Genomic DNA, 23,463 nt, shown 5'->3' on the forward strand with positions numbered 1-23,463 from the left:
TGGCGCGCCCGCCAGCCAGGCGATGCCGGCCGCCGCCATGCAGACCACGGCAATCAAGGCCCGCCGCGGGCTGGCCACGGGCGCGCTGCCCGGCGCGCCATTGCGCGTAAACATGGGAATGACCCTGGCGCCGAGCACCGATTCGATCAGCACGATGATCAAAATGGCCGCCTGCACGGGGATGAACAGCGACAGTGGCAGCCAGTCCAGCACGGCAGCGTGGTACAGGCCATTGGCCAGCGCCAGCAACGCCAGCAAGCCGACAAGGAACAGGTTGCGCGTATTGCCCGAGCGGCGCAGCACGCGGTACAAGGGCCAGGCGGCCAGCGGCAGGAACAGCCAGTCCAGCAGCGTCGCCACGAGGCCGGGGCCGCACAGCATGGCGATGCGTGCCGCCAGCCACAGTGCCGCCAGCGCCATCAGCGGCGCGCCGTGCGGCGTAGGCAAGCCCGTCCAGTTGCGCCCCGCCGTGTATAAAAAGCCCACGACGACGGCCACGGCGAAGCCGAAGACCATCTCATGCATGTGCCAGCCCAGCCCCGCTTGCAGGCCGTCCGGCAGCAAGCCAAGGTAGCTGGCCAGCCACAGCGGAATGCTGACGGCCGCGAACAGCGCGGCCAGCAGGTAGAACGGGCGGAAGCCCAGCTGCCAGACGGGATGTGCCGCATGCCAGGGGGCGGCGCGTTTGCTGTGCTCGGGACGGGTGGCTTCGCTGATGGGGATAAGGGCCATGATGTGCTCGCGTTTAAAGATATATTCAATATACTACTTTAAAAGCGCAAAGCCAGGCATAGGCAAAAAGCACTAGACCACTACGTGGCGGCGGCCATGGGGTCTGACCCGGCGGGTATGGGGTCTGACCCGCCGGGTCAGACCCCAGCTATCTCGGGCTACTTGCCCTGCCGGTGCTCCACCGCATACACGGCAGCCTGCACGCGGCTGTTCAAATTCAGTTTCTTCAGCACGTTCTGCACGTGGATCTTGACCGTGCTTTCCGCCAGATCCAGGGTGCGGGCGATGCCCTTGTTGCTCTCGCCGCGCGACAGGCAGTCGATGATCTCCTTTTCGCGCGGCGTCAGCTTGTCGAGTTCCGACACCGGTTCCTCGCGCCGCGTGCCCGCCTGCAGCTGCGCCACCAGCTTGCCCGTCATGGCTTCGGCGATGACGACCTCGCCGGCGGCCGCGCGGCGGATGGCGCGCACCAGGTAGTCGGCGTCGATATTCTTGATCAGATAGCCGCAGGCGCCCGCGCGCAGGGCCGTGGCCAGGTCGTCGGCGTCTTCGGACACGGTGAGCATGACGATGGCCGTGTCGGGGCAGTCGTGCTGCATCAGCTGCAGCGCTTCCACGCCCGACATGCCGGCCATGTTCAGATCCAGCAGCACCACGTCGGGCTGCAGCTGGATGGCGCGCTTGATGCCTTCCACGCCGTCGGCCGCCTCGCCCACCACGGAAAAATCGGTATGGCGCTGCAGCAGCGAGCGTATGCCGCTGCGGAACAGCGCGTGGTCGTCCACCAGCATGACGGTGATCGGCTTATCGGGTGTCTCCATTTTTTACTTTCAGATAGTTACTTAGGCGGCGCGCCGCTGCCCGCGCGACAAATGCAGTTCGACGGTGGTGCCGCCGCCAGGGCAGGCATGCACGTCGAACGTGGCCTCGATGCGCTGCGCGCGTTCGCGCATGATGTGGATGCCGACATGGCTGTCGCCTTTTTCCAGGACGGTGGCGGCATCGAAGCCCACGCCGTTGTCGCTGATCGTCAAGGTGAAGTCCTGGTCATCGGCCAGGCGCACTTCGACGTGGCTCGCCTGCGCGTGCTTGCGGATGTTCGACAACGCTTCCTGCACGATGAATAATAGCTGCAATTGCTGTTCGCGGGGGAACGGCGCGCCATCGACATCGGCCAGCAGGTCGGCGGCGATGCCCGTCTGGCGGCGGAATTTTTCCAGCGCCGCGCGCAGAGAGCCGATCAAATCGTCTTCCATCAGGCGGCTGCGGAAATTCGCCAGCAGCTCGCGCACGTCTTCGTAGCTCTCCTTCACGCCGGCATGCAGGGCCGGCACGATACCGGCCACTTCCTCGAAACGCGCGTTGCGCACGGAGTCGTCAAGCATCTGCACCTGCAAGTTGAGGAAATTGAGGCTTTGCGCGATGCTGTCATGCAGTCCTTGCGCCACCAGGTTGCGCTCTTCGGAGATGGCCATTTCGCGTTCGCGCGCGGCCAGGCGCAGGTTTTCCAGGGCGATGCCCAGCAGCTGGCCCAGGGTTTCCAGCAAGGCCAGTTCACGTGCGGAAAACACGCGCGCATGGCGGAAATGCAGGTTGAAGAAGCCCAGGTGCTGTTCGTGGGCGTGGATGTGGAAGACGGACACGGTGGCAAAGCCCTCGCGGTGGCATTTCAGTTCATGCGCGCGGTCGATGCGGCGCATGTCGTGCACCTTGGCCACCTTCATCTCGACGGCCGTGCCGCACAGGCAGTCGCCCACCTTCAGGCAGTGTTCCGATGCCACCAGTTCCTCGGACAGGCCCGTGTGCACCACCATGTGCAGGTTGCCGCGCTCGGCGTCGAGCACGCGCACGGTCGAACCATCGGCCTCGAAATAATCGACGATGCGCTGCATGAAGCCGCCGCAGATATCTTCCAGCGGCTGCGGGCGCTGCAAAAAGGCCGCGCTTTCGTACAGCAGCGCCAGCTCGCGGTTGCGGTATTCGAGCGTCGCCGTCTTGCTGCGCACGCCCTCTTCCAGGTTGCCGTACAGCGCCTGCAGGCGGTCGGCCATCTGGTTGAAGCCACTGGCCAGCTGGCCGAATTCATCATTGCTTTCGACGGCCAGGCGCACGCTGAAATCGCGCTCCTTCATGCGCTGCATGCCCAGGCGCAGGCGCGTGACAGGCTCGATGATCAGCATGAACATCAGGTAGATCATGCTGACCGTGCCGAGGATGGCCATGGCCAGCAGCACCATCTGCGAAGCGCGCAGCCAGAAGGTGCGCTGCTCGCTATCGTGCTCGATCAGGCGCACCAGTTGATCGACCTGGCCGACAAAGGCATCGGCTTCATGCTCGAACTGGCGTGCCTTGATGCTGGAATCGGCCGCCAGCGCCGCCGGACGCAAGGAACTGCGCCAGGCCAGGCCGATGCGTTCGAATTCCGTCTTGATGGTGGCGCTCGGGGGCAGGAACAAGGGCCGCTGCGGGTCGCCATGGCCGATCTTGGCCAAGGTGTCGTCGATCAGCAGCGCCTGCTGCTGCGCCTGCACGCGGGCGTCGCTGGCGATCAGCAGGGTCAGGCGGTAGGTCTGCATGCGCAGCCGGCCCGTCTCGTTGATGGCGGCCGAACTGCCTTCGAGCTGCCACGACAGGAACAGGGTGCAGCCGATGGCACTCAAGGCCAGCATCAGCATGAGCAGCAGCGCGCCGACGATCTTGGTCGACAGCTTCTGCCAGGAGGAAAACATCGCCTTGAATTTCATAGATCCTTTTGCTTTAACAAGCGCACCCCAAGCGCCACGGCACCTGGCAAAACCGTAGCGAGCGGCAGTGATTTGTGGCCGAGAAGCGCAACCGTACTCTAGTAGGGTGAGCATCGCCGGCCGCAAAGCGCGACGCGCAGTAGGTTCGGCCAGGTGTCCATCCTAGCCACCCGTCTGCGCCATGAAGCGGATAATTTTATCCGGCTGCGTATTGAAATCATGCTGCTGCGGCTTGAGTTCGATGGCGGCGCGGATCGCCGCCTCGATCTCCGCATCCGTGGCGCCGCCGCGCAGCATGGGGCCGAGGGCGAATTTCTCTTCCTGGCCCAGGCACAAATACAGGGTACCATCGACGGACAGACGCACGCGGTTGCAACTGGCGCAAAAATGCTGCGACATGGGCGTGATGAAACCGATGCTGGAAAGCCCATCCGCTGTCGCCAGGTAACGCGCCGGCCCGCCGCCCAGTTCGGCCGCTTGCGGCACCAGGCCGAAACGCGCAGCCAGGCTTTCGCGCACGGGGCCCAGCGGCATGTAGCTGGCATTGCGGCCCGTGCTGCCCATGGGCATGGCTTCGATCAGGCGCAGGATGAACTGCTGCTCGATGCAGAAGGCCGCCATGGCCTCGATCTGGCCGTCATTGACGCCGCGCATGGCCACCATATTGATCTTGATTGGGTCGAAACCGGCCGCCTTGCCCGCCATCAGGCCATCGAGAATCGGTTGCAGGCTGTCGCGTCCCGTGATCTGCTGCATGCAGGCACGGTCGAGAGAGTCCAGGCTGACATTGATGCGGTCCACGCCCGCCGCGCGCAAGGCCACGGCGTGCTTGCCCAATTGCGTGGCATTCGTCGACAGCGACAGATCCTGCAAACCGGGCAGCGCCGTCAGCTTGCGCGCCAGCTCGGGCAGATTGCGCCGCAACAGCGGTTCGCCGCCCGTCAAGCGCACCCGGCGCGTGCCGAGACGCACGAAGATGCCTATCAGGCGCTCGATCTCGTCGAACGTCAGCCAGTCCTTCGGCTCCTCGAAACCGCGAAAGCCCTTGGGCATGCAGTAACTGCAGCGCAAATCGCAGCGATCGGTGACGGACAGCCGCACATAATCGATCGAACGGCCAAAACGGTCCTGCAACTTGACGCACCCCATGACGCTACTCCTGTTTCTTCCTTGATTGTAAAGGCTGGGGCACGATCTGGCTGTGCCCCAGAAGGCCTAGCGGCCTACGCCTTTCGGCCTACGCATTTCTACCTACTGAACCAGCGGGCTGACCGCGCCTTCGAGCTCGATGCCGGCGATCTCGGCGCGCCCCACCAGCAAGTGCAGATACTGGTGCACGGCCCGTTGCCAGGCGGCGCGCGACAGGCGGTCGGCGATCTGCGCCTGCACGGCCTCGTAGGCGATGGCCTGGCCTTCGACCCGGCGCAGCACTTGCACGATGTGGTAGCCAAAGCGCGTTTCCAGCAGATGGCCGGCCAGCGCGCCCGCTTCCAGGCGGAACAGCAGCGCGTCGAACTCCGGCACGCTCTGGCCCGGCGACAGCTGGCCCAGATTCCCCCCCAGGGCGCCAGACGGGCAGTTCGAATACTGCGCCGCCAGTTCTCCAAAGCGTTCGGGCGCCAGTTTCAAGGCGTCGAGCACGGCTTGCGCCGTCGTGCGCAGCAGTGCCAAAGGCGCCTCGGGCGTCACCTGGAACAGGATGTGGCGCGCCTCGACCAGCGCCCCGCTGCAAAACAGCTGCGGGCGCTGCGCATAAAAGCTGCGGCAAGCCGCGTCGTCGGCGGGCGGCACGCGCACTTCCTGCGCGAACAGCGCTTCGATGCGGTCATCCTCGCTGCCGCCCTGCACGCCCAGGCGGTCGGCTTCGTCCAGCAGCAGCCGGCGCAGCACCAGTTCATGCACGGCCTGTTTCAAAGGGTTGCCGGCACCATCGTGATGCGGCAGTTCCTGCGCGATGTCGGCATCGTCGATATCGATGCCATTGACGGAGATTCCCATCTTGCTTTCCTTCCATAAGTAGCCTGAAAAATCGTCGCGAGCGGGGATGAGTTGCGGCTGAGAAGCGCAGCTGTGCGGATGCACAGCGAGCATCGGAGGCTGCAAATCGCTGCGCGCAGCAGATTTTTCATGGCGTTTTTTTAGCGGCGGCGCACCAGTTGGTAAGCGCGGCCCAGGTACCCGATGGCGCCAAAGCCGCTCCACACGTGCACCAGGCGGGTGAACGGGAAGATGACGAACAGCGACATGCCCATGAACAGGTGCAGCTTGAACACCAGCGGCGCATCGACGATGAAGCTGGCCGCGTCACCACGGAAGGTCACGATGTGCTGCGCCCAGTTCATCAGCAAGACCATCATGTGGCCATCCATGTGCGAAGCGGAGACGAAGATCGACGACAGGCCCAGCAGCAAGGTCAGCAGAATCCACAGCATCACCAGCTTGTCGCCGGCCGTGGTGACGGTGCGCAGCCGGTCGTTACTGAAGCGGCGCACCAGCAGGATCAGGATGCCGACCAGGCACAGGCCGCCCATCACGCCGCCGGCCGCCATGGCCACGCCCTGCTTCAGGCTGTGCGACACGCCCAGGGTATCCCATACCCAGACGGGGGTCAGCAAGCCGGCAGCATGGCCGAACAGCAGGCCGATGATGCCGATGTGGAACAGGATGTTGCCCAGACGCAGGCTGCCACGGTGCAGCAGCTGGCTGGAATCGGACTTCCACGTGTATTGCTCGCGGTCGAAACGGATCAGGCTACCCAGGAAAAAGATGGCCAGCGCGATGTATGGATAAATGCCATACACAAATTGATGCAGATAATTACTCATGATGTACTCTCCTCATGCGGGCGCAAGCGGCCAATTAGGCAGCGCGCCGCGGCTGCGGGTGAAAATGCACGGGATGGACGCCGCCCGGAACTTGGCCTGGACCTTGGCGCAGCAGCGGCTCGACGCCGTCCGCACCGGGACCGAAGGTTTCCAGCGCTTCATCCATGTCGCGCACCGGCGGTTCGGCCAGCATTTCCGCCGCCACGGGGCTCAGGCGTTCGAGCACCGTGAAGACGGGCGCATACGGGCTGCCGTTGGCCGTCAGCTTGCGGCCGATGTGCGCCAGCACGTGGACGGCGTCGCCCAGCAGCGGCGCCGAAGCTGCCTTGTCCAGCTGCGCCAGGAATTCCAGGAACAGGGGCACGAAGTCGGGCAAGTCGTCGCCCACCATTTGCAGGCCGTGGCGCTTGTATTCCTCCATCAGGTCGACCATGGCCTGGCCCCGGTCGCGCGATTCGCCGTGGATATGCTCGAACAGATGCAGCGAGTGCGACGGATTGCGGTCGAACGTGGCCACGTACTGCTGCTGCAGGTCGATCAGGCTGCTGCTTGCCAGGTGCGCCAGCAAGGACCGCAACAGCGCGTGCTGTTCCGGTACGGCCGCCAGCGCGGCGTCCAGCTGCGGCAGGTGGGCGATCAGCTCGGGCTCCGGATACAGCAGCAGGCGCGAGAGGATTTGGTAGTGATGCATAGCGTGTTCCATATCAGCTCCTTAAGCGCCTGGCGCCGTTTTGCGCGACTTCGGCATCTGCATGAAGATGGCCGAACCGTGTTTTTTCTTGCCGAACAAGGTCGGTTCGCTGGTGCCGTCCGAGCAGCCGTTGCCGAAGCTGAAGCCGCACGAACCCTTCTCGTTGAAGCTGTCCTCGGCCATTTCCTTGTGGCTGCTGGGGATGACGAAGCGGTCTTCGTAATTGGCGATGGCCATGATGTGGTACATGTCCTCCACCTGCGCTTTGCTCAAGCCCACCTGCTTCAGGACCGTGAGGTTTTCCACCTTGTCCACCGTCTTGCTGCGCATGTAGGCACGCATGGCCAGCATGCGGTCCAGCGCCGTGACGATGGGCGGCTGGTCGCCGGCCGTCAGCAGATTGGCCAGATACTGCACGGGAATGCGCAGGCTTTGCGTATCCGGCAGCATGCCGTTCACGCCCAGCTTGCCCGATTCCGCAGCCGCCTGGATCGGCGACAGGGGCGGAACGTACCACACCATCGGCAAGGTGCGGTACTCGGGATGCAGCGGGAACGCCACTTTCCACTCGACGGCCATCTTGTAGACGGGCGACTTGACGGCCGCTTCCAGCCACAGGTCGGGAATGCCCTGGCGGCGCGCCTCGGCGATGATGGCCGGGTCGTGCGGATCGAGGAACAGGTCGAGCTGCGCCTGGTACAGGTCCTGCTCCTGCGGCACCGAGGCGGCAGCCTCGATCTTGTCGGCGTCGTACAGCAGCACGCCCAGGTAGCGGATGCGGCCCACGCACGTTTCCGAGCACACGGTAGGCTGGCCCGCTTCGATGCGGGGGAAGCAGAACGTGCACTTCTCCGCCTTGCCGGACGACCAGTTGTAGTAAATCTTCTTGTACGGGCAACCGGAGATGCACATGCGCCAGCCGCGGCACTTGTCCTGGTCGATCAGCACGATACCGTCGTCTTCGCGCTTGTACACGGAGCCGGACGGGCAGGACGCCACGCAGGTCGGGTTGAGGCAATGCTCGCACAGGCGCGGCAAGTACATCATGAAGGTGTTCTCGAAGGTGCCGTACATCTCCTTCTGCATATTGTCGAACAGCTTATCCTTGCTGCGCTGGGCAAACTCGCCGCCCAGGTCATCTTCCCAGTTCGGACCCCACTCGATTTTTTCCATCTTTTTCCCCGTCAGCACGGAGATCGGACGGGCCGTCGGCGGCGTCTGCGACAGCGGCGCGCTTTGCAGGTGCTCGTAGTCGTAGGTGAACGGCTCGTAGTACTCGTCGATGGCGGGCAGGTTCGGATTGGCGAAGATATTGGCCAGGATTTTCAGACGGCTGCCCTGGCGCGGCTCGATCTTGCCCGCATCCGTGCGGCGCCAGCCGCCATTCCACTTGTCCTGGTTTTCCCACTGCTTCGGATAGCCGATGCCGGGCTTGGTTTCCACGTTGTTGAACCATGCGTACTCGACGCCGTCGCGGCTGGTCCACACGTTCTTGCAGGTGACGGAACAGGTGTGGCAGCCGATGCACTTGTCCAGGTTCAGCACCATGCCGATTTGCGCTCTGATTTTCATACTATGCTCCTTCTTCCTGCAACGGGCCTTCAAGCCAGTCAACCTTGTTCATCTTGCGCACCAATACGAATTCATCGCGGTTGGAGCCCACCGTGCCGTAGTAATTGAAGCCGTAGGCCAGCTGGGCGTAGCCGCCGATCATGTGCGTCGGCTTGGGCACGGCCCGCGTCACCGAGTTGTGGATGCCGCCCCGCTTGCCCGTCATCTCCGCGCCAGGCACGTTGATGATCTTTTCCTGGGCGTGGTACATCATCGTCATGCCGGCCGGGATGCGCTGGCTGACGATGGCGCGCGCCGTCAGGCTGCCATTCACGTTGAACACTTCGATCCAGTCGTTGTCGACGATGCCGGCAGCTTGCGCGTCCGTCTCCGACAGCCACACGTGCGGTCCGCCGCGCGACAACGTCAGCATGCGCAGGTTGTCCGAATACGTGGAGTGGATGCCCCACTTCTGGTGCGGTGTGAGGAAGTTCAGCGCCAGTTCCTTGTTGCCGTTCGGCTTGGTGCCCAGCAGCGCTTCGGTCGTCTTCGTATTGATCGCCGGCTTGTACACGCACAGTCCCTCGCCGAAATCGCGCATCCACAAATGATCCTGGTAGAACTGCTGGCGGCCCGTCAGGGTGCGCCAAGGGATCAGTTCATGCACGTTGGTATAGCCGGCCGTGTAGCTGACTTCTTCGCTTTCCAGTCCCGACCAGGTGGGCGAGGAAATGATTTTGCGCGGCTGCGCCTGCACATCGCGGAAGCGGATGCTGTCATGTTCGCGCGGCAGCGCCAGGTGCGTATGGTCGCGGCCCGTGATGGAGGACAGCGCGGCCCAGGCTTTCACGGCCACGTGGCCATTCGTTTCCGGCGCCAGCGACAGAATCATTTCGGCAGCATCGATGGCCGTATCCAGGCGCGGCTGGCCCTGCGACACGCCCTCTTCCAGCACCGTGCGGTTGATGCCGCGCAGGACGTCCACTTCATGCCCGGTTTTCCAGGAAATGCCCTTGCCGCCATTGCCGATGGTTTCCAGCAGCGGGCCGATCGACGTGAATTTCTTGTAGACGTCGCGGTAATTACGCTCGACCACCGTCATGTTCGGCATCGTCTTGCCGGGAATCGCGGCGCATTCGCCGGCGCGCCAATCCTTGGGATCGAAAGGCTGGCCCAACTCACCGGGCGTGTCGTGCATCAGCGGCGTGAGGATGATGTCTTGCTGGGTGCCCAGCAGCTCGCCGCCGATTTCCGAGAATTTCTCGGCGATGCCCTTGTAAATTTCCCAGTCCGACTTCGATTGCCACAGCGGTTGCACGGCTTCGGACAGCGGATGGATGAACGGATGCATGTCCGACGTATTCAGATCGTCTTTTTCGTACCAGGTGGCCGTCGGCAGCACCACGTCGCCATACAAACAGGTCGTCGACATGCGGAAGTCCAGTACCACCAGCAGATCGAGCTTGCCTTCGGCGGCCGGGCGCACTTTCACCTGTTTCGGCGTGAGGCAGTCGTCTTCATCGCTGAGCAAGCCGTTTTGCGTGCCGAGCAGGTATTTCAGGAAGTACTCGTGGCCCTTGCCCGAGCTGCCGAGGATATTCGAGCGCCACACGAACATATTGCGCGGGAAGTTGGCCGGATTGTCCGGGTCGTCGCACGAAAACTGCAGCTGGCCCGCCTTGATCTGGTCGAGCGCATACGCGGCCGGCTTCTGGCCTGCGGCGGCGGCGGCCCTGGCCACTTCCAGCGGATTGGTTTGCAGCTGCGGTGCCGATGGCAGCCAGCCCATGCGCTCGGCCTTGGCGTTGTAGTCGAGCAGGGTCAGGTCGCCCGTGCCGCCGGCCGCCGATGGCGAGGCGATGTCGCCCGTTTCCAGCTTTTCGTGGCGCCACTGGCTGGTGTGCGCATAGAAGAACGAGGTGCCGTTCATCTGGCGCATCGGACGCACCCAGTCCTGGGCGAAGGCCAATGGCGTCCAGCCCGTTTGCGGACGCAGTTTCTCCTGGCCCACGTAGTGGGCCCAGCCGCCGCCCGACTGGCCGATACAGCCGCACATCATCAGCATGTTGATGATGCCGCGGTAGGTCATGTCCATGTGGTACCAGTGATTCAGGCCGGCACCGACGATGACCATGCTCTTGCCACGCGTCTGATCCGCGTTTTCCGCAAACTGGCGCGCCACGGTGATGACGTCGGCGCGTTTCACGCCCGTGTGCTTTTCTTGCCATGCGGGGGTGTACGGCACGTCGTCGTCATAGCTTTCCGCCACGTTGGCGCCGCCGAGGCCACGGTCGATGCCGTAGTTGGCCAGGGTCAGGTCGAACACGGTGGTGACCAGGCCCGTCGTGCCGTCGGCCAGGCGGATGGTTTTCACCGGCACCTTGCGCAGCAGCATGTCGGACGCATCCTTGCCGCCGAAGTAGGCAAAGCCCACTTCCGTGACGGCGTCGCTGTCGTTGATCATGGAGAGCATCGGCACGATGGGCGCGCCGCTGCCGCCGGCCTTTTGCTCCAGGTTCCACTTGCCCGACTCGCCCCAGCGGAAGCCGATGGAGCCGGCCGGCGCCGTGATGGCGCCCGTGGTCTCGTCGATGACCAGGGTTTTCCATTCCGGGTTATTCGTTTCGTCGAGGTTGTTGTCCAGGTGCGAAGCGCGCAGGAAGTAGTCGGGTACGAGGGTGCCGTTATGCTCCTTGAGCAGCACCAGCATGGGGAAGTCCGTGTACTGGCGCGCATAGTCGCGGAAGTAGGCGCTCTGCCCTTCCGAGTGGAATTCCTTGAGGATGACGTGGCCCATGGCCAGCGCCAGCGCGGCGTCCGTGCCCTGCTTCGGCGCCAGCCAGATGTCGCCGAACTTCACCATTTCGCCATAGTCGGGGGAGATGGCGACGGTTTTCGTGCCCTTGTAGCGCACTTCCGTATAGAAGTGGGCGTCCGGCGTGCGCGTCATCGGCACGTTCGAACCCCACACCATCAGATAGGTCGAGTTGTACCAGTCGGCCGATTCCGGCACGTCCGTCTGCTCGCCCCACACTTGCGGGCTGGCCGGTGGCAAGTCGCAGTACCAGTCATAAAAGCTCAGGGCCACGCCGCCGATCAGCGACAGGTAGCGCGTGCCGGACGCGTAGCTGACCATGGACATGGCTGGAATCGGCGAAAAGCCGATGATGCGGTCCGGGCCGTATTTCTTGATCGTCAGCGCATTCGCGGCGGCGATGATTTCATTCGTTTCATCCCAGCTGGCGCGCACGAAGCCGCCCAGGCCGCGGATCGATTTATATTGTTTCGAGCGTTCCTCGTCCTGGCTGATCCAGTCCCAGGCCGTGACGGGGTCCATGGTCTTGCGCGCTTCGCGCCACATTTCCATCAGGCGGCCGCGCACCATCGGATATTTCACGCGCTGCGCCGAATACACATACCAGGAATAGCTGGCGCCGCGCGGGCAGCCGCGCGGCTCGTGGTTGGGCAGGTCGGGCCGCGTGCGCGGGTAATCGGTCTGCTGGGTTTCCCAGGTGATCAGGCCATTCTTGACATACACCTTCCAGCTGCACGAGCCGGTGCAGTTCACGCCATGCGTGGAACGCACGATCTTGTCATGCTGCCAGCGCTGGCGGTAGGCGTTTTCCCACGTGCGGTCTTCATCGACCACGGTGCCATGGCCGTTCGAGAACGGTTCGGCGGGCTTGCTAAAAAACTTCAGACGGTCCAGAAAGTGACTCATGCTACCTCCACAATGCGCCGCGGGCAGCGGCGCCAGGTCATTAAAACGCTATTAGCCGGATGGCCCTAGCGTCGATGCAACCAGTCTAGCGATGCGCCCCACGCCACGGTATTGGCAAGAAGTCGGTTTCGCGCACCAGGAATGCTTACATGGCTAGTCACCCGGCTAGTCACTTGTGCCTATGGGCGCGGCGCGCGCGCTGCGGTATACCTGTCGCCATCGCAATCACCATCAATCAACCAGGAGAAAACCATGTCCATTACCGACTACGCCAGCCTGCTGCACAGCGCCCGCAGCCAGCAACAGCCGCAGCGCCTGCTGTTCACCTTTACCCAGGCGCAGGCCCAGCCTGGCGGCCAGGGCAAATCGCTCACGCCCGTGATGTGCGCCGACAAGCTGCCCGATGAACTGGACAGCTTCGAGACATTGAAAGAGGAATCGACACAGATGCAGACGCACTGGGACGTGGTCTTCGTGGCGGGCCTGGCGGGCAAGGAAGGCCAGCCGCCCGCGCCGCAGGATTGCGAAGCGCCCCTGCGCGCCATGGTGACGGCCATCGAGCAAGGCCGCATCGACAGCCTGCTGGCGTTCGACCGCAGCGGGGATTTGTTGCGTTTTAGCTGAGGAAATTTGTCGGATGACGGCCTGCGGCCTGATCCGACGCCTTGCTGGCGGCGCCCTGTTGGATGACGGCCTGCGGCCTGATCCAACGTACATGACTGATGTAGAGTGACGTAGGTCGGATTAGCGCGGCAGCGCCACGCGTAATCCGACACATTGTTGACGGTGCCTTGTTGGATTACGCTACGCTAATCCAAGCTACCTGCCTGCATCCGGCCAAGGGCGCTCATGCAAATGCCGCGCCCGCTCTATCGGGCACACGAGCGGCAAAAACTGCTGCTGGCGCGCCGAATAGGCCATCAGGGCGCCGCTGTCGATGTCGAAATACCAGCCATGCAATTTCAATGCCCCCTGCTCCACCCTGCGCTTGAGCCACGGGTAGGTCAGCAGGTTGTCGAGCGACTGCAAAATGCTGGCCAGTTCGCACGCATGGTGCTGCTCTTCCGATGAGCGGTGCGCCAGTTCCCGCCGCACGCGCTGCGCCACCGGTTCGGCGATGCGCATCCACTGCCCCACGAAGTCCGTTTCCTGGTCTTGCGCGCGCGGCTGCGGCTGCAGCAGCGCGCGGATGCCGCCGCAGCGCGCATGGCCCAGCACGATGACCCTGGCCACTTCGAGCTTGCAGACGGCGAACTCGATGGCCGAACTGACACCGGGCGGCGCCTCCGGCGTGCAAGGCGGCACCAGGTTGGCGATATTGCGCACGACGAACATGTCGCCCGGGTCGCTGCCTGTCAGCAGCATCGGGTCGACGCGCGAATCGCAGCAGCCGATCAGCAAGGTGCTCGGGTGCTGGCCATCGCGCAGGTTGTCGTACAGGGTTTGCGGCTCGCTGAAATACTGCTGCTGAAACAGGCTGAAGCCGTTGACGAATTTTTCCAGTTCTTCCATGACTACCTCTTACGGTGTTCAACGCCGGGCAAGCAGGACTCGCCCGGCGTTCTGACGCTAACTAGCAAGGCATAGCCGCATTCTTGCGCGCATAGCACCACCAGGTGATCGCGATGCAGCTGACATAAAAGCCGATGAAGCACCACAGGGCCGCGTCCGGGCTGCCCGTCAGCGCGATCGAGGTGCCGTAGCTTTTCGGGATGAAGAAGGCGCCGTAGGCCGCCACGGCCGACGTGAAGCCCAGGACAGCGGCGCCTTCCTTGTTGGCGTCGACGATGGCTTGCTCCTGCGCCGCCTTGCCCTTGCCTGCCGCCGCGCGCTGGTGTTCCGTCAGGAAGATCACGGGGATCATGCGGAAAGTCGAGGCGTTGCCGATGCCGGTGCCGGCGAACAGCAGCATGAACATCCAGAAGAAGCCGTTGAAACTGCCACCCACTCCGGCTTGCGGCATGAAGTACAGCACGCCCAGCACGGCGCCTATCATCAGGAGGAAGGACCACAGGGTGACTCTGGCACCGCCCAGCTTGTCGGAAATTACGCCGCCGGCCACGCGCGCCAGGGCACCGACGAGGGGGCCGAGGAAGGCGTAATCGAGCGGGTTCACATCGGGGAACTGGATCTTGATCAGCAGCGGAAAGGCGGCCGAATAACCGATGAAGGAGCCGAAGGTGCCCGTGTACAGCCAGCACATGAGCCAATTGTGCTTGCGCTTGAAGATCACGGCCTGCTCCGAGAACGAGGCCTTGGCCGAGGCCAAGTCATTCATGCCGAACCAGGCCAGCAAGGTTGACAACGCAATGAACGGCACCCAGATGAAGCCCGCGTTTTGCAGCCACATTTCCTTGCTCACGCCATTTTTCACCCAGGTGAGCGACTCGCCGCCCCAGGCACCGAAGACGGCAAAGGTGATCACCAGCGGCACGACGAACTGCACCACCGACACGCCCAGGTTGCCCAGGCCCGCATTCATGCCCAGCGCGAAACCCTTGCTGGCTTTCGGGTAGAAAAAGCTGATGTTGGCCATCGACGAGGCGAAATTACCGCCGCCGAAGCCGCACAGCAAGGCCAGGATCAGCATGGTCGGGTAGCCCGTGTTCACGTCCTGCACGGCCAGGCCGATGCCGATGGCGGGAATCAGCAGCGAGCCGGTGGAAATGGCCGTCCAGCGGCGCCCGCCGAAGATCGGCACCATGAACGAGTAAAAGATGCGCAAGGTGGCGCCGGACAGGCCCGGCAAGGCCGTCAGCCAGAACAGCTGGTTGTTACTGTAGGTGAAGCCGATGTTGGGCAGGTTCACAACCACTACGCTCCACACCATCCACACGGCGAATGCCAGCAGCAGCGCGGGAATCGAAATCCACAGATTGCGCGCGGCCGTGGCCTTGCCCGTGCTTTGCCAGAAGCTCGGGGTTTCCGGCTCCCAGGTATTGATCATGTATCTGCTCATTGGTTTGTTCACAGCGTTGCTCCTGCAGGTTGAGTAGTGGGTGCCGCCGCTTGCGGCTTGAACGAGAAATGCATCCAGACGAGGGAGACGCAGACGGTGCCGTACAGGAGCATGAAGGCGCTCGAACGCACGCCCGTCAAATCCACCAGGGCGCCGAACATCACGGGCAGGATGAAGCCGCCCAAGCCGCCGGCCAGGCCGACGACACCCGAGACGGCGCCGATATTGTGGGAAAAGTCATCGCCGATGAACTTGAACACGGACGCCTTGCCTACGGCCATGGCGATGCCGACGATGAACAGCAGCACGGTGAACCACAGTGGCGACAGGCCGATATGGAAGGCCAGCGGCCCTGTGACGGTTTCCACCACCATCTGTGTCTGCGGATACGAGAGCAGGAAGAAGCACACCCAGCACACCCACATCACGGCCCACGTCACTTTCGCCGCGCCGTATTTGTCGGAGATCCAGCCGCCCACGGCGCGCAGCACGCCGCCCGGCAGCGAGAAGCAGGCGGCCAGCAGCGCCGCGTGTTTCAAATCGAAGCCGTATTCGGCCACGTAGTACTTCGTCATCCACAGGGCCAGCGCCACGTAGCCGCCAAACACCACCGAGTAGTACTGGCAGTAGCGCCATACGCGCGGGTCCTTCAGCACTTTCATCTGCTGCGTAAAACTTTCGCCCGATGGCGCCAGATGCGATTTGTCCGTGTACGAAAACAGCCAGAAGATGATGGCCGTGGCCAGCATGGTTACCGCATACACCTTGGGCAGCATCTGCCAGCCGAAGGCGGCAACGATGCCGGGGGCGACGAACTTGGTCAGCGCGGAACCGGAATTGCCGGCGCCGAAGATGCCCATGGCCAGGCCGCGGCGCTCCTTCTCGTACCAGCGCGCCACATAGGGCGTGCCGACGGAAAAAGAACCGCCCGCCAGGCCGACGAACATGCCGAGCAAGAGGAAATGCCAGTAGGCGGTAGCGTAGGCGATCAGGTAAATGGGCAGCACGCTGGCCAGCATCAGCCAGAAGAAGACGCGGCGTCCGCCGTATTTGTCCGTCCAGATGCCTAGCGGCACGCGCACGAGGGAGCCCGTCAGCACGGGCATGGCGGCCAGCAGGCCGAATTGCGTTTCGCTCAAGCCCAGACTGGTCTTGATGGGGATGCCAAGTACGGCAAACATCATCCATATCGCGAAGCAGATGGTGAAGGCAAAGGTACTGCTGACCAGCACGGACGCCTGCTTGCGCCGCCTGCCTGGTTCAACCGCCTGGGGATTGTTGTTACTGTTCTTGTTGGTGCCATCTAGGGTAGCCACGATGTTTCTCCATGAATGCACTGGCCGTCTGGCCAGCCGTCCCGACCAGCTTACGTGGCGACCGCTCAAGACACTATCGGCCACAGGGTCATTCTGCGAAGGCAATCTGGATAGCCGCATCGGCAAAAGTGACTAGGCCGCGCACTGGGCAGCTAGGCTGGATGGCGGCTGTTTTACAAAACGACACGGTTTTGGCACACTCGGCATCTGGAGAAAAAGGAGCGCCATGGAAAACAGAACGGAAGCAGACCCGATCATCACCCGCGTGGCCTTGCCCGGCGACGTGCCCGCCATGCTGGCATGCGATACGTATGCGCATATCCACGCCTGCCGGGGCGACACCGTGCGTGCGGCCGCCGGCAAGGGCCAATGCCTGCTCGCGCTGCACGCGGGCCAGGTGGTCGGCTACGTGCTGCTGCACCATGAGTTTTTCGAGCACGGCTTCGTGCCGCTGGTGGTCGTCTCGCCCGCGCAGCAGCGGCGCGGCGTGGCATTGCGGCTGCTGGCCACCGCTGCGGCGGCATGCCGGACGGAGAAGCTGTTCACGTCGACGAACCAGTCCAACCTGGCCGCGCAACGGCTGTTCGCCAGCGCGGGCTTCGTGCGCAGCGGGCAGATCGACCACCTCGACGAGGGGGATCCGGAGCTGGTGTACGTGAAGTGGTGCCGCTGAGCGTGCTTCCTCCCGAAGGCGTATGGCGCGGCGCGGCAAAGGCGGCTATGCTGGCGCCACTTTCAATCAAGACAGCATGGACACATGGACTACCTGAGCCTCAAGCATTTCCACATGGGTTGCGCCGCCGCCAGCGGCCTGCTTTTCCTGCTGCGCGGCGCATGGATGCTGCGCGCGCCCGCAAAGCTGCAGCAGCGCTGGGTGAAAGTGCTGCCGCATCTGGTCGACACGGCCTTGCTGGCCAGCGCCATCACCCTGGCCGTATGGAGCGGCCAGTCGCCGGGCGGCCAGCCATGGCTGGCCGCCAAGCTGTGCGCGCTGGTGGCCTACATCGTGCTGGGCACCATCGCCCTGAAACGCGGCAAGACGCCGGCCGTGCGCGGCACCGCCTTCGTGCTCGCCGTGCTGGTCTTCGCCTACATCATCGCCGTGGCCATCACCAAGCAGGCCTGGCCGCTGTAAGGCCAGGCCCGCAAGCCCGTCAGAAAATATAGCGCAAAGTCACGCTGGCATTGCGCGGCGCGCCCCAGTAGCCCTGGTTGTACATGCCGACCTGGCTGTAGTAATGTTTGTCGAACAGGTTGTTGACGTTGGCCTGCAGGGACAACTGGCGCGACAGCGCGTATTTCGCCATCAGGCTGGCCACGGCGTAGCCGGCCTGCTCCACGCGCTCGACGCCCTTCGGTCCCGTGGCATCGCGGTAGGCGCCACTTTGCCAGTTCACGCCGCCACCCACCGATAACGCCCTCCAGTCGCCAGACAACTGATACGTGGAAAACACGCGCGCCAAGGTTTGCGGCACATAGCTGTTCAGGCGCGCGCCCTTGTTGTCTTCCGCCGCCGCATGCGACAGGCTGGCCGACACATTCCAGCCCTTTGCCAGCTCGCCCGACAGATCCAGTTCCACGCCCTTGCTGGTGGTCCCCGATGCCGCGTAATACGCCTGCGTTAGCGAATTGCCGACAAAGTGACCCGTGTCTTCCTGCGCCAGGCCATCTTGCGCAATGCGGAACACGGCCAGCGCAGCATTGAGTTTGCCGCCGAAATACTCGCCCTTCACACCCGCTTCCACATTCTTGCCCTGCACGGGATCGAGGTAGCGGCCAAAGCGGTCCTGGTTACCCTGCGGCTTGAAGATCTTGCTGTAGCTGGTGTACAGCGCATGCTGCGCATCGATATCCCATACCAGGCCCGCATACGGTGTGACGGCGTGTTTGGCGTAGGCGTAGCTGCCGCCCCAGTCGTCGACGTGGTCCGCCTTGTAGCGACTGTAGCGCGCACCGACGATCAGTTTCACGGGGTCGGCCAGCGAAAAGCGCGCCGTGCCATAGATGCCGCGCTGCTGCACCGTGTCGAGCAGCTTCCAGCGGTAAAAATCAGGGTCGTTCCAGTCCGGCTCCGGCGCCACGCCCTGCCACTGGTAGAAATTGCCGTAGTCGACGCTGCCGCCCGAAATGCCCGGGTTGCTGGCGAACTGGTTGCTGCCCGAGACACCAAATGCCAGGTCATGCGTGCGGCCCAGCAGCTGCACCGGCCCTTGCACATAGGCGTCGACGCTGTCCTGGCGCCGCGTGCCCGAGTAAAAGCCGGGGCTGCCCGTCATGCCCTGCCCGGTGGCCTTGTCCGGCCATGTGTAGGCGAAAGTTTCGGCCGCCGAGTAATTGCCCCAGCCGTGATTCAGCATGGCCGTCAGGTTCCAGCCGCTGCCCAATTGCTGCTCCAGGCGCAAAAAGGCCGTCTGGCTGCTGCTGAACCAGCGGCTCCAGGTGGCGGCCGTGGTGGTCGAACGGCCAAAGGTGGCGCGCTCGCCATCCGCATACCACAGCGGCAGGCCGCCATACATGCCGCCGCGCGGGCGGTTGTCCTGGTATTCATAGCCAGCGATCAGCACGCTGCCAGGCGCCAGGTCCGCTTCCACGGTGGCGTAGGCCATGGACTTCTTGCCGTGATAGAGGTTGACATACGATTCGCTATCCTGGTAGCTGGCCACGACGCGGCCGCGCACCTTGCCGTCGCTGCTCAAGGGCGTGGACAGGTCGGCGCTGGCGCGCGCATTGTTCCAGGAGCCCAGGCTCAGCGCGGCCGCACCGGCCAGCTGCGTCGACGAGGCGCGCTTGCGTACCAGGTTGATGGTGGCCGACGGTTCGCCCGCCCCCGTCAGCAAGCCCGTGGCGCCGCGCACGATCTCGACCCGGTCGTAGGCCGTCATGTCCAGGGTACTGTCGCCCACGTTGTAGGCATTGTCGACCGTGGTGGGAATGCCATCGTACTGGTAACTGGCGATGGAAAAGCCGCGCGCGAAAAACGAGGTGCGGTCGCTGTCATAGCGGTTGATGGCCACGCCGGCCGCGTTTTGCAGCACCTCCTCCACCGTCTGCAGGTTCTGGTCATCCATCTGCTGGCGCGTCACCACGCTGACGGCTTGTGGTGTCTCGCGCACAGACAGGCCCAGGCGCGTGGCCGAGCGCATGGACTGCGTCGTGTACGAGCCGCTGCCTTCCGTCGTGCCTTTTGCCTCGGCGGCGGCCGTCACCGTCATCTCGGGCATGGTTTGGCCGGCGCTGGCAGGCGCCGCCTCCAGCACATAGCCGCCATTCGCCTGCGGCACGGCGCGCAAGCCGGAAGGGGCGACGATGGCGCCCAGCGCCTCGGCCACGCTGTAGCTGCCCGCCAGGCCGGCGCTGCGCTTGCCCGCCACGGTGGCGGTTTGGTAGGAAATCATGGTGCCCGTCTCCTGGCCGAAGCGCACCAGCACCTGCTCCAAAGTACCGGCGGGTATCGCCATCTGCACGCGGCTGGCATTGGCGGCCATGGCGGCAGGCACATAGGCCACGGCACCGCCGGCGGCCAGCAGCCACAGGGCCTGGCTGACGGCGATGGCGGCCACGCTGCGCTGGCAGCGGGTGGAAACGGCGGGGAAAAGAGAGGATGTTTTACCAGGCATGGGACGATTTTCCAGAGAGTGAATGAAGGGTTCACTGTGCTTGTCACGCGAAAACCGCAAACCCCTCACTTTTTCTGAAAATATTTTTTCAAATGGCCTACGTGCGTCCGGTATCTGGCCGGTGCGGCGTCAGCGTGACCCAGAAACGCGTGGTCTGGCGCACGTCGACGGGCAAGGTGCGCGTCAGCATGTCCAGCACCTGTGCCGTGTCGGCCAGCGGGTAGATGCCGGACACGCGCAGGTTGCCAATAGCCGGATCGCAGGCCAGGCGCCCATGGCGGTAGCGGGCCAGCTCGCCGATAAAATCGGCCAGCGGCATATCGTGCGCCACCAGCATGCCGGCCGTCCACGCATCCGCGCCGGCAGGCAGTGGCTGCACAGCGCTGACCTGATCCGCCGTGAAGCCGGCTTGCTGGCCCGCTTGCAGCCGGCGCGCCGCCTCGGACGAACGTCCCGGAAAAATATCGACGGCGCCTTCGAACACGCCCAGCTGCGTGCGTTCGCCTTGTACGCGCACGGCAAAGCGCGTACCCACGGGCTGCAAGCGGCCTTGCCCCGTCTGCACGAAAAACGGCCTGTCCGCCGCGTCGCGCGCCGTGCTGACCATGATCTCGCCTTTGAGTAGCGTCACCAGGCGCTGGCCCGCGTCGAAACGCACGTCGATGCTCGACGCCGTGTTGAGGGCGATGCGCGTGCCGTCTGCCAGCACGATGTGGCGCAGCTCGCCCGTGCCGGTGCGGTAATCGGCCAGCCAGAACCGCGCCAGCTCATCGCCACCCGCCAGCCAGGCACCGCCACCCACGGCCAGCAGCGCCAGCAGTTTCAAAGACTGGCGCCGCGCCGCATTCGCTTGCGCGTGGGCGGGCTTGCGCGCCAGGGTGCCGTGCGCCAGCGGCCCGGGCAAGCCGCGCATGCGCGCCATGCATGCTTCGATATGCTGCCATGCTTGCTCATTTTCCGCGTCGCTGGCCCGCCAGGCGCGCCAAGCCTGTTCCACCTCGGGCGCGCAATCGCCAGCCTGCAGGCGCACCAGCCATTCCACTGCTTGCAAGCTTGGCGCTTCCGGCGTGAGCGCGTCCATCACGAGGCTGCTTGGGAAAAGAAGCACTGATGCATGGCTTTCACCAGATGGCGCTGCACGGTGGCCAGCGAGATATTCAGTTCCAGCGCAATGGCCGCCTGCGGCATGCCATCGAGCTGCGACAGCAGAAAGGCGCGGCGCACGACAGGCGCCAGGCCATCGAGGCGACGGTCGATATCGAACAGGGTTTCAAGCAAGATCGCCTGCGCTTCCGGATCAGGCGCGCATTGCGCCGGCAGGCTGGCCAGGGTTTCCAGGTAGGCCACTTCCAGGTCGCGGCGGCGGTACAGATTGCCCAGCACGCCCTTGGCCACCGTCGTCAGAAAGGCCCGCGGTTCGCGCGCGGCGATGGCCTCCTCGCGATTGAGCAAACGCATGAAGGTGTCGTGCGCCACGTCGGCCGCGTCATACGCGTTGCCCAGCTTGTGCCTGAGCCAGCCATGCAGCCACCGGTGGTGTTCGTGATACAGGCTGCCCACCTCCTGGTGGACGCCGGATTGGGCAGGAGGCACGTCGCATACTCCCTATCTTACAAATAATAATGATTCGCATTCTATCTCTATGCGGTGCTGCGGTGCAAGCGACCGGCCAGCCGCGGCCGCACCCTGCAGGTGCTTACTTGGCGCGGTTTCGTTCCAGAATTTCCTTGCTTAGGGCGTCCGTTAGCCACCATTCACGCACCTCGAGCGCCTTGTTCTCGATGCTGGCATTGGCCAGCAAGGGATTTTTCTTCAGGTAGACGATATCTTCCTCGAAATTGTCATATATCGACGCCACTTCCACGAAACGGTTGGCATCCAGACGTCCCAGGTAGATGACTTTGCCAGCCACGACGTCAAACTCGATCGGCTTCGGCGACGCTTCGGAGTACCTGGACCTGAATCCATAGTCAAGCAGCCAGATGATAACGCTGTAGCGTCCGGGCGTCAGCTGCAGCGCAAAGGTGCTGCCCTTGCCCGTAGGCACTTTTGGCAAGACATTCTGCAAGGCGACCTGGCCGGCGGGAGCATGGCTGGATAACCACAGACTTTTGCCCTCGAGGGCGGCAGGGTCGCTGCTGACAATGCCGAACCTGGCGCCATGCGCCTCGAAGACGGAGCTCTCGAACACGGTGCCGACGACAACGCCTTTGGCAAGGTCGGGTGTCGTGTAGGTAAACGCAGGCGCGCTATTGCGGCCGGTGACGCAGCCGGACAACAGCGCAGGCAGCAGGACGGCGCACGCCAGCGCGCGCAGCATGGTGGTTCGGACAAACATGGATGATCCTGAATAAAATGAAGAAATGGGTGACAAGTAATGGGCAAAGGGCAAAGGACGGCAAGCGCGCCTGTGCCTGCCTGGGCATCGAAAAATATTTCTACATGGGAATATTTTCAGTGTATCCGCCTGCCACAAAAATGTCTAGTTGATAAGTAAGCGACGGTTGCCGTACGTGTTCTGCGGAACGCGGCAAGCTGCACGGCAATGATAGTATTGACAACCTTATCCACAAGGCAGCCACCGTGGCCATGCCCCTCGCCTGAAAGGCAACCATGCTCTTATCCGAACTATTGACCAAGCTGACCTGCGGCGACCTCGAAGGCGAGGAACTCGACGAAGCCGTCGCCGCCATCACGCATGCCCCTTCCGCGCCGCGCGACGAGTGGATTGACAGCGATGCTCAGGCCTATGCACTGGAAATGCTCTCGCAGCTGGCCGGCCATATGGCGTCAAGCGACAAGCTAGATGAACTGCACGAGCAGATACAGGACATGTTCGACGAATTTCCCGACTTCCCCTACGCACTGCTCAAGGACAGCGCGCGTGGCATGCTGCCCTATTTCGAGTGGCTGGACACGGAACTGGCGCAGCGCGCCGTGGACGAAGGCGGCTATGACCTGATCCAGATCGATGGCAGCGGCAGCGATGAAATGGATGCGCTGGTCGTGTACCGGCGCGATACGAACGACATCATCCAGGCGGCGGCACTGATGGGCGTGACGATCAATCGGCCGCTCACCTACTATCGCGGCATCGAAGCGATGGTGGGCAAGCGGCCGGGATAAGGGCCGTCTAGGGCTGGTGCAGGTTATCCTTCGGCGCGCGCTCGAAGCCGGGAACGGCATCGAGCATCAACCACGGCGCGCCGCCGTCTGGCATCACGTCGTCGGGCGGGCCAAATGCCAGCACGCCGTCGCGCCACGTCACCCGCACAGGGTGCGCCGAGGCCTGCGCCGGAGTCTCCTC

Annotated in this window: 20 protein-coding genes; 4 read left to right on the forward strand and 16 right to left on the reverse strand. The window is 63.6% G+C overall.

The genetic code is table 11. The features are described 5' to 3' along the window. The 9 genes from JaAD80_RS23135 to JaAD80_RS23175 all read right to left on the reverse strand — a co-directional run. Positions 1 to 732: NnrS family protein (locus JaAD80_RS23135; RefSeq protein ID WP_146012497.1), on the reverse strand; the 732-nt coding region annotated here is incomplete at its 3' end. 158 nt (positions 733 to 890) lie between these two features. Then, a complete protein-coding gene (locus tag JaAD80_RS23140) occupies positions 891 to 1,553 on the reverse strand; it encodes a response regulator (protein ID WP_102297915.1) in 663 nt (220 codons plus the stop codon). A gap of 21 nt (positions 1,554 to 1,574) precedes the next feature. Next, positions 1,575 to 3,476, reverse strand: a complete 1,902-nt coding sequence (locus JaAD80_RS23145) for a type IV pili methyl-accepting chemotaxis transducer N-terminal domain-containing protein (RefSeq protein ID WP_102297918.1) — start codon at positions 3,474 to 3,476, stop codon at positions 1,575 to 1,577. Positions 3,477 to 3,638: 162 nt separating this feature from the next. Beyond that, complete coding sequence (gene moaA / locus JaAD80_RS23150) at positions 3,639 to 4,625, reverse strand: GTP 3',8-cyclase MoaA (protein WP_102297920.1); 987 nt, start codon at positions 4,623 to 4,625, stop codon at positions 3,639 to 3,641. Positions 4,626 to 4,727: 102 nt separating this feature from the next. Further along, a complete protein-coding gene (locus JaAD80_RS23155; RefSeq protein WP_102297923.1) occupies positions 4,728 to 5,474 on the reverse strand; it encodes a peptidylprolyl isomerase in 747 nt (248 codons plus the stop codon). Between the two features lie 140 nt (positions 5,475 to 5,614). After that, positions 5,615 to 6,301 carry a respiratory nitrate reductase subunit gamma gene (narI, locus tag JaAD80_RS23160; RefSeq protein WP_102297925.1) on the reverse strand — a complete coding sequence of 229 codons (687 nt, stop codon included), beginning with the start codon at positions 6,299 to 6,301 and terminating at the stop codon, positions 5,615 to 5,617. 34 nt (positions 6,302 to 6,335) lie between these two features. After that, a complete protein-coding gene (narJ, locus tag JaAD80_RS23165; RefSeq protein WP_102297926.1) occupies positions 6,336 to 6,992 on the reverse strand; it encodes a nitrate reductase molybdenum cofactor assembly chaperone in 657 nt (218 codons plus the stop codon). Between the two features lie 21 nt (positions 6,993 to 7,013). Further along, the gene (gene narH, locus JaAD80_RS23170; protein ID WP_102297929.1) at positions 7,014 to 8,564 is read right to left on the reverse strand and encodes a nitrate reductase subunit beta; all 1,551 of its coding nucleotides are present in this window, start codon (positions 8,562 to 8,564) and stop codon (positions 7,014 to 7,016) included. A gap of 1 nt (position 8,565) precedes the next feature. Continuing rightward, positions 8,566 to 12,264 carry a nitrate reductase subunit alpha gene (locus JaAD80_RS23175; protein ID WP_102297931.1) on the reverse strand — a complete coding sequence of 1,233 codons (3,699 nt, stop codon included), beginning with the start codon at positions 12,262 to 12,264 and terminating at the stop codon, positions 8,566 to 8,568. Positions 12,265 to 12,516: 252 nt separating this feature from the next. Here JaAD80_RS23175 and JaAD80_RS23180 point away from each other — a divergent pair, with 252 nt between their 5' ends. After that, positions 12,517 to 12,888, forward strand: coding sequence for a ribonucleotide reductase subunit alpha (locus JaAD80_RS23180; protein WP_102297933.1), 372 nt, complete (start codon positions 12,517 to 12,519; stop codon positions 12,886 to 12,888). 195 nt (positions 12,889 to 13,083) lie between these two features. Here JaAD80_RS23180 and JaAD80_RS23185 read toward each other — a convergent pair whose 3' ends face one another. From JaAD80_RS23185 to JaAD80_RS23195, 3 genes are all read right to left on the reverse strand, one after another. Beyond that, entirely contained in the window at positions 13,084 to 13,776 is a 693-nt protein-coding gene (locus JaAD80_RS23185; protein ID WP_102297935.1) for a carbonic anhydrase, read from the reverse strand. Positions 13,777 to 13,837: 61 nt separating this feature from the next. Next, positions 13,838 to 15,223, reverse strand: a complete 1,386-nt coding sequence (locus tag JaAD80_RS23190; RefSeq protein WP_102297937.1) for a NarK family nitrate/nitrite MFS transporter — start codon at positions 15,221 to 15,223, stop codon at positions 13,838 to 13,840. A gap of 8 nt (positions 15,224 to 15,231) precedes the next feature. Beyond that, positions 15,232 to 16,455 carry a nitrate/nitrite transporter gene (locus JaAD80_RS23195; RefSeq protein WP_102297940.1) on the reverse strand — a complete coding sequence of 408 codons (1,224 nt, stop codon included), beginning with the start codon at positions 16,453 to 16,455 and terminating at the stop codon, positions 15,232 to 15,234. Positions 16,456 to 16,765: 310 nt separating this feature from the next. Here JaAD80_RS23195 and JaAD80_RS23200 point away from each other — a divergent pair, with 310 nt between their 5' ends. Together JaAD80_RS23200 and JaAD80_RS23205 are read left to right on the forward strand one after the other, a co-directional pair. Then, a complete protein-coding gene (locus JaAD80_RS23200; protein ID WP_102297942.1) occupies positions 16,766 to 17,212 on the forward strand; it encodes a GNAT family N-acetyltransferase in 447 nt (148 codons plus the stop codon). An 84-nt stretch (positions 17,213 to 17,296) separates the two neighbouring features. Next, positions 17,297 to 17,674: a SirB2 family protein gene (locus JaAD80_RS23205; protein WP_102297945.1), complete on the forward strand. Its 378-nt coding sequence runs from the start codon at positions 17,297 to 17,299 to the stop codon at positions 17,672 to 17,674. Between the two features lie 19 nt (positions 17,675 to 17,693). On the opposite strand, the gene JaAD80_RS23210 is transcribed toward JaAD80_RS23205, so the two are convergent. The 4 genes from JaAD80_RS23210 to JaAD80_RS23225 form a co-directional block, all read right to left on the reverse strand. Further along, positions 17,694 to 20,156: a TonB-dependent receptor gene (locus tag JaAD80_RS23210; protein ID WP_258003140.1), complete on the reverse strand. Its 2,463-nt coding sequence runs from the start codon at positions 20,154 to 20,156 to the stop codon at positions 17,694 to 17,696. 97 nt (positions 20,157 to 20,253) lie between these two features. Then, positions 20,254 to 21,237 carry a FecR domain-containing protein gene (locus JaAD80_RS23215; protein WP_102297948.1) on the reverse strand — a complete coding sequence of 328 codons (984 nt, stop codon included), beginning with the start codon at positions 21,235 to 21,237 and terminating at the stop codon, positions 20,254 to 20,256. Further along, positions 21,237 to 21,749, reverse strand: coding sequence for a sigma-70 family RNA polymerase sigma factor (locus JaAD80_RS23220; RefSeq protein WP_102297951.1), 513 nt, complete (start codon positions 21,747 to 21,749; stop codon positions 21,237 to 21,239). The genes JaAD80_RS23215 and JaAD80_RS23220 overlap by 1 nt, the downstream gene beginning before the upstream one ends. A 103-nt stretch (positions 21,750 to 21,852) precedes the next feature. Beyond that, positions 21,853 to 22,494, reverse strand: coding sequence for a hypothetical protein (locus JaAD80_RS23225; RefSeq protein ID WP_146012498.1), 642 nt, complete (start codon positions 22,492 to 22,494; stop codon positions 21,853 to 21,855). Positions 22,495 to 22,769: 275 nt separating this feature from the next. On the opposite strand from JaAD80_RS23225, the gene JaAD80_RS23230 reads away from it, so the two are divergent. Then, positions 22,770 to 23,282, forward strand: a complete 513-nt coding sequence (locus tag JaAD80_RS23230; RefSeq protein WP_146012499.1) for a hypothetical protein — start codon at positions 22,770 to 22,772, stop codon at positions 23,280 to 23,282. The last annotated feature ends 181 nt before the right edge of the window (positions 23,283 to 23,463 follow it).

The organism is Janthinobacterium sp. AD80, from assembly GCF_002878455.1.
In the GTDB taxonomy this organism is placed as follows: domain Bacteria; phylum Pseudomonadota; class Gammaproteobacteria; order Burkholderiales; family Burkholderiaceae_D; genus Janthinobacterium.

Bases quoted from the DNA above. Each gene is read 5' to 3' on its own strand.
- narI (WP_102297925.1), bottom strand. From the start codon at position 6,301: ATGAGTAATTATCTGCATCAATTTGTGTATGGCATTTATCCATACATC.
- JaAD80_RS23140 (WP_102297915.1), bottom strand. From the start codon at position 1,553: ATGGAGACACCCGATAAGCCGATCACCGTCATGCTGGTGGACGACCAC.
- JaAD80_RS23230 (WP_146012499.1), top strand. From the start codon at position 22,770: ATGCTCTTATCCGAACTATTGACCAAGCTGACCTGCGGCGACCTCGAA.
- moaA (WP_102297920.1), bottom strand. From the start codon at position 4,625: ATGGGGTGCGTCAAGTTGCAGGACCGTTTTGGCCGTTCGATCGATTAT.
- JaAD80_RS23215 (WP_102297948.1), bottom strand. From the start codon at position 21,237: ATGGACGCGCTCACGCCGGAAGCGCCAAGCTTGCAAGCAGTGGAATGG.
- JaAD80_RS23190 (WP_102297937.1), bottom strand. From the start codon at position 15,223: ATGAGCAGATACATGATCAATACCTGGGAGCCGGAAACCCCGAGCTTC.
- JaAD80_RS23200 (WP_102297942.1), top strand. From the start codon at position 16,766: ATGGAAAACAGAACGGAAGCAGACCCGATCATCACCCGCGTGGCCTTG.
- JaAD80_RS23175 (WP_102297931.1), bottom strand. From the start codon at position 12,264: ATGAGTCACTTTCTGGACCGTCTGAAGTTTTTTAGCAAGCCCGCCGAA.
- narJ (WP_102297926.1), bottom strand. From the start codon at position 6,992: ATGCATCACTACCAAATCCTCTCGCGCCTGCTGCTGTATCCGGAGCCC.
- JaAD80_RS23185 (WP_102297935.1), bottom strand. From the start codon at position 13,776: ATGGAAGAACTGGAAAAATTCGTCAACGGCTTCAGCCTGTTTCAGCAG.
- JaAD80_RS23180 (WP_102297933.1), top strand. From the start codon at position 12,517: ATGTCCATTACCGACTACGCCAGCCTGCTGCACAGCGCCCGCAGCCAG.
- narH (WP_102297929.1), bottom strand. From the start codon at position 8,564: ATGAAAATCAGAGCGCAAATCGGCATGGTGCTGAACCTGGACAAGTGC.
- JaAD80_RS23205 (WP_102297945.1), top strand. From the start codon at position 17,297: ATGGACTACCTGAGCCTCAAGCATTTCCACATGGGTTGCGCCGCCGCC.
- JaAD80_RS23155 (WP_102297923.1), bottom strand. From the start codon at position 5,474: ATGGGAATCTCCGTCAATGGCATCGATATCGACGATGCCGACATCGCG.
- JaAD80_RS23210 (WP_258003140.1), bottom strand. From the start codon at position 20,156: ATGCCTGGTAAAACATCCTCTCTTTTCCCCGCCGTTTCCACCCGCTGC.
- JaAD80_RS23225 (WP_146012498.1), bottom strand. From the start codon at position 22,494: ATGTTTGTCCGAACCACCATGCTGCGCGCGCTGGCGTGCGCCGTCCTG.
- JaAD80_RS23145 (WP_102297918.1), bottom strand. From the start codon at position 3,476: ATGAAATTCAAGGCGATGTTTTCCTCCTGGCAGAAGCTGTCGACCAAG.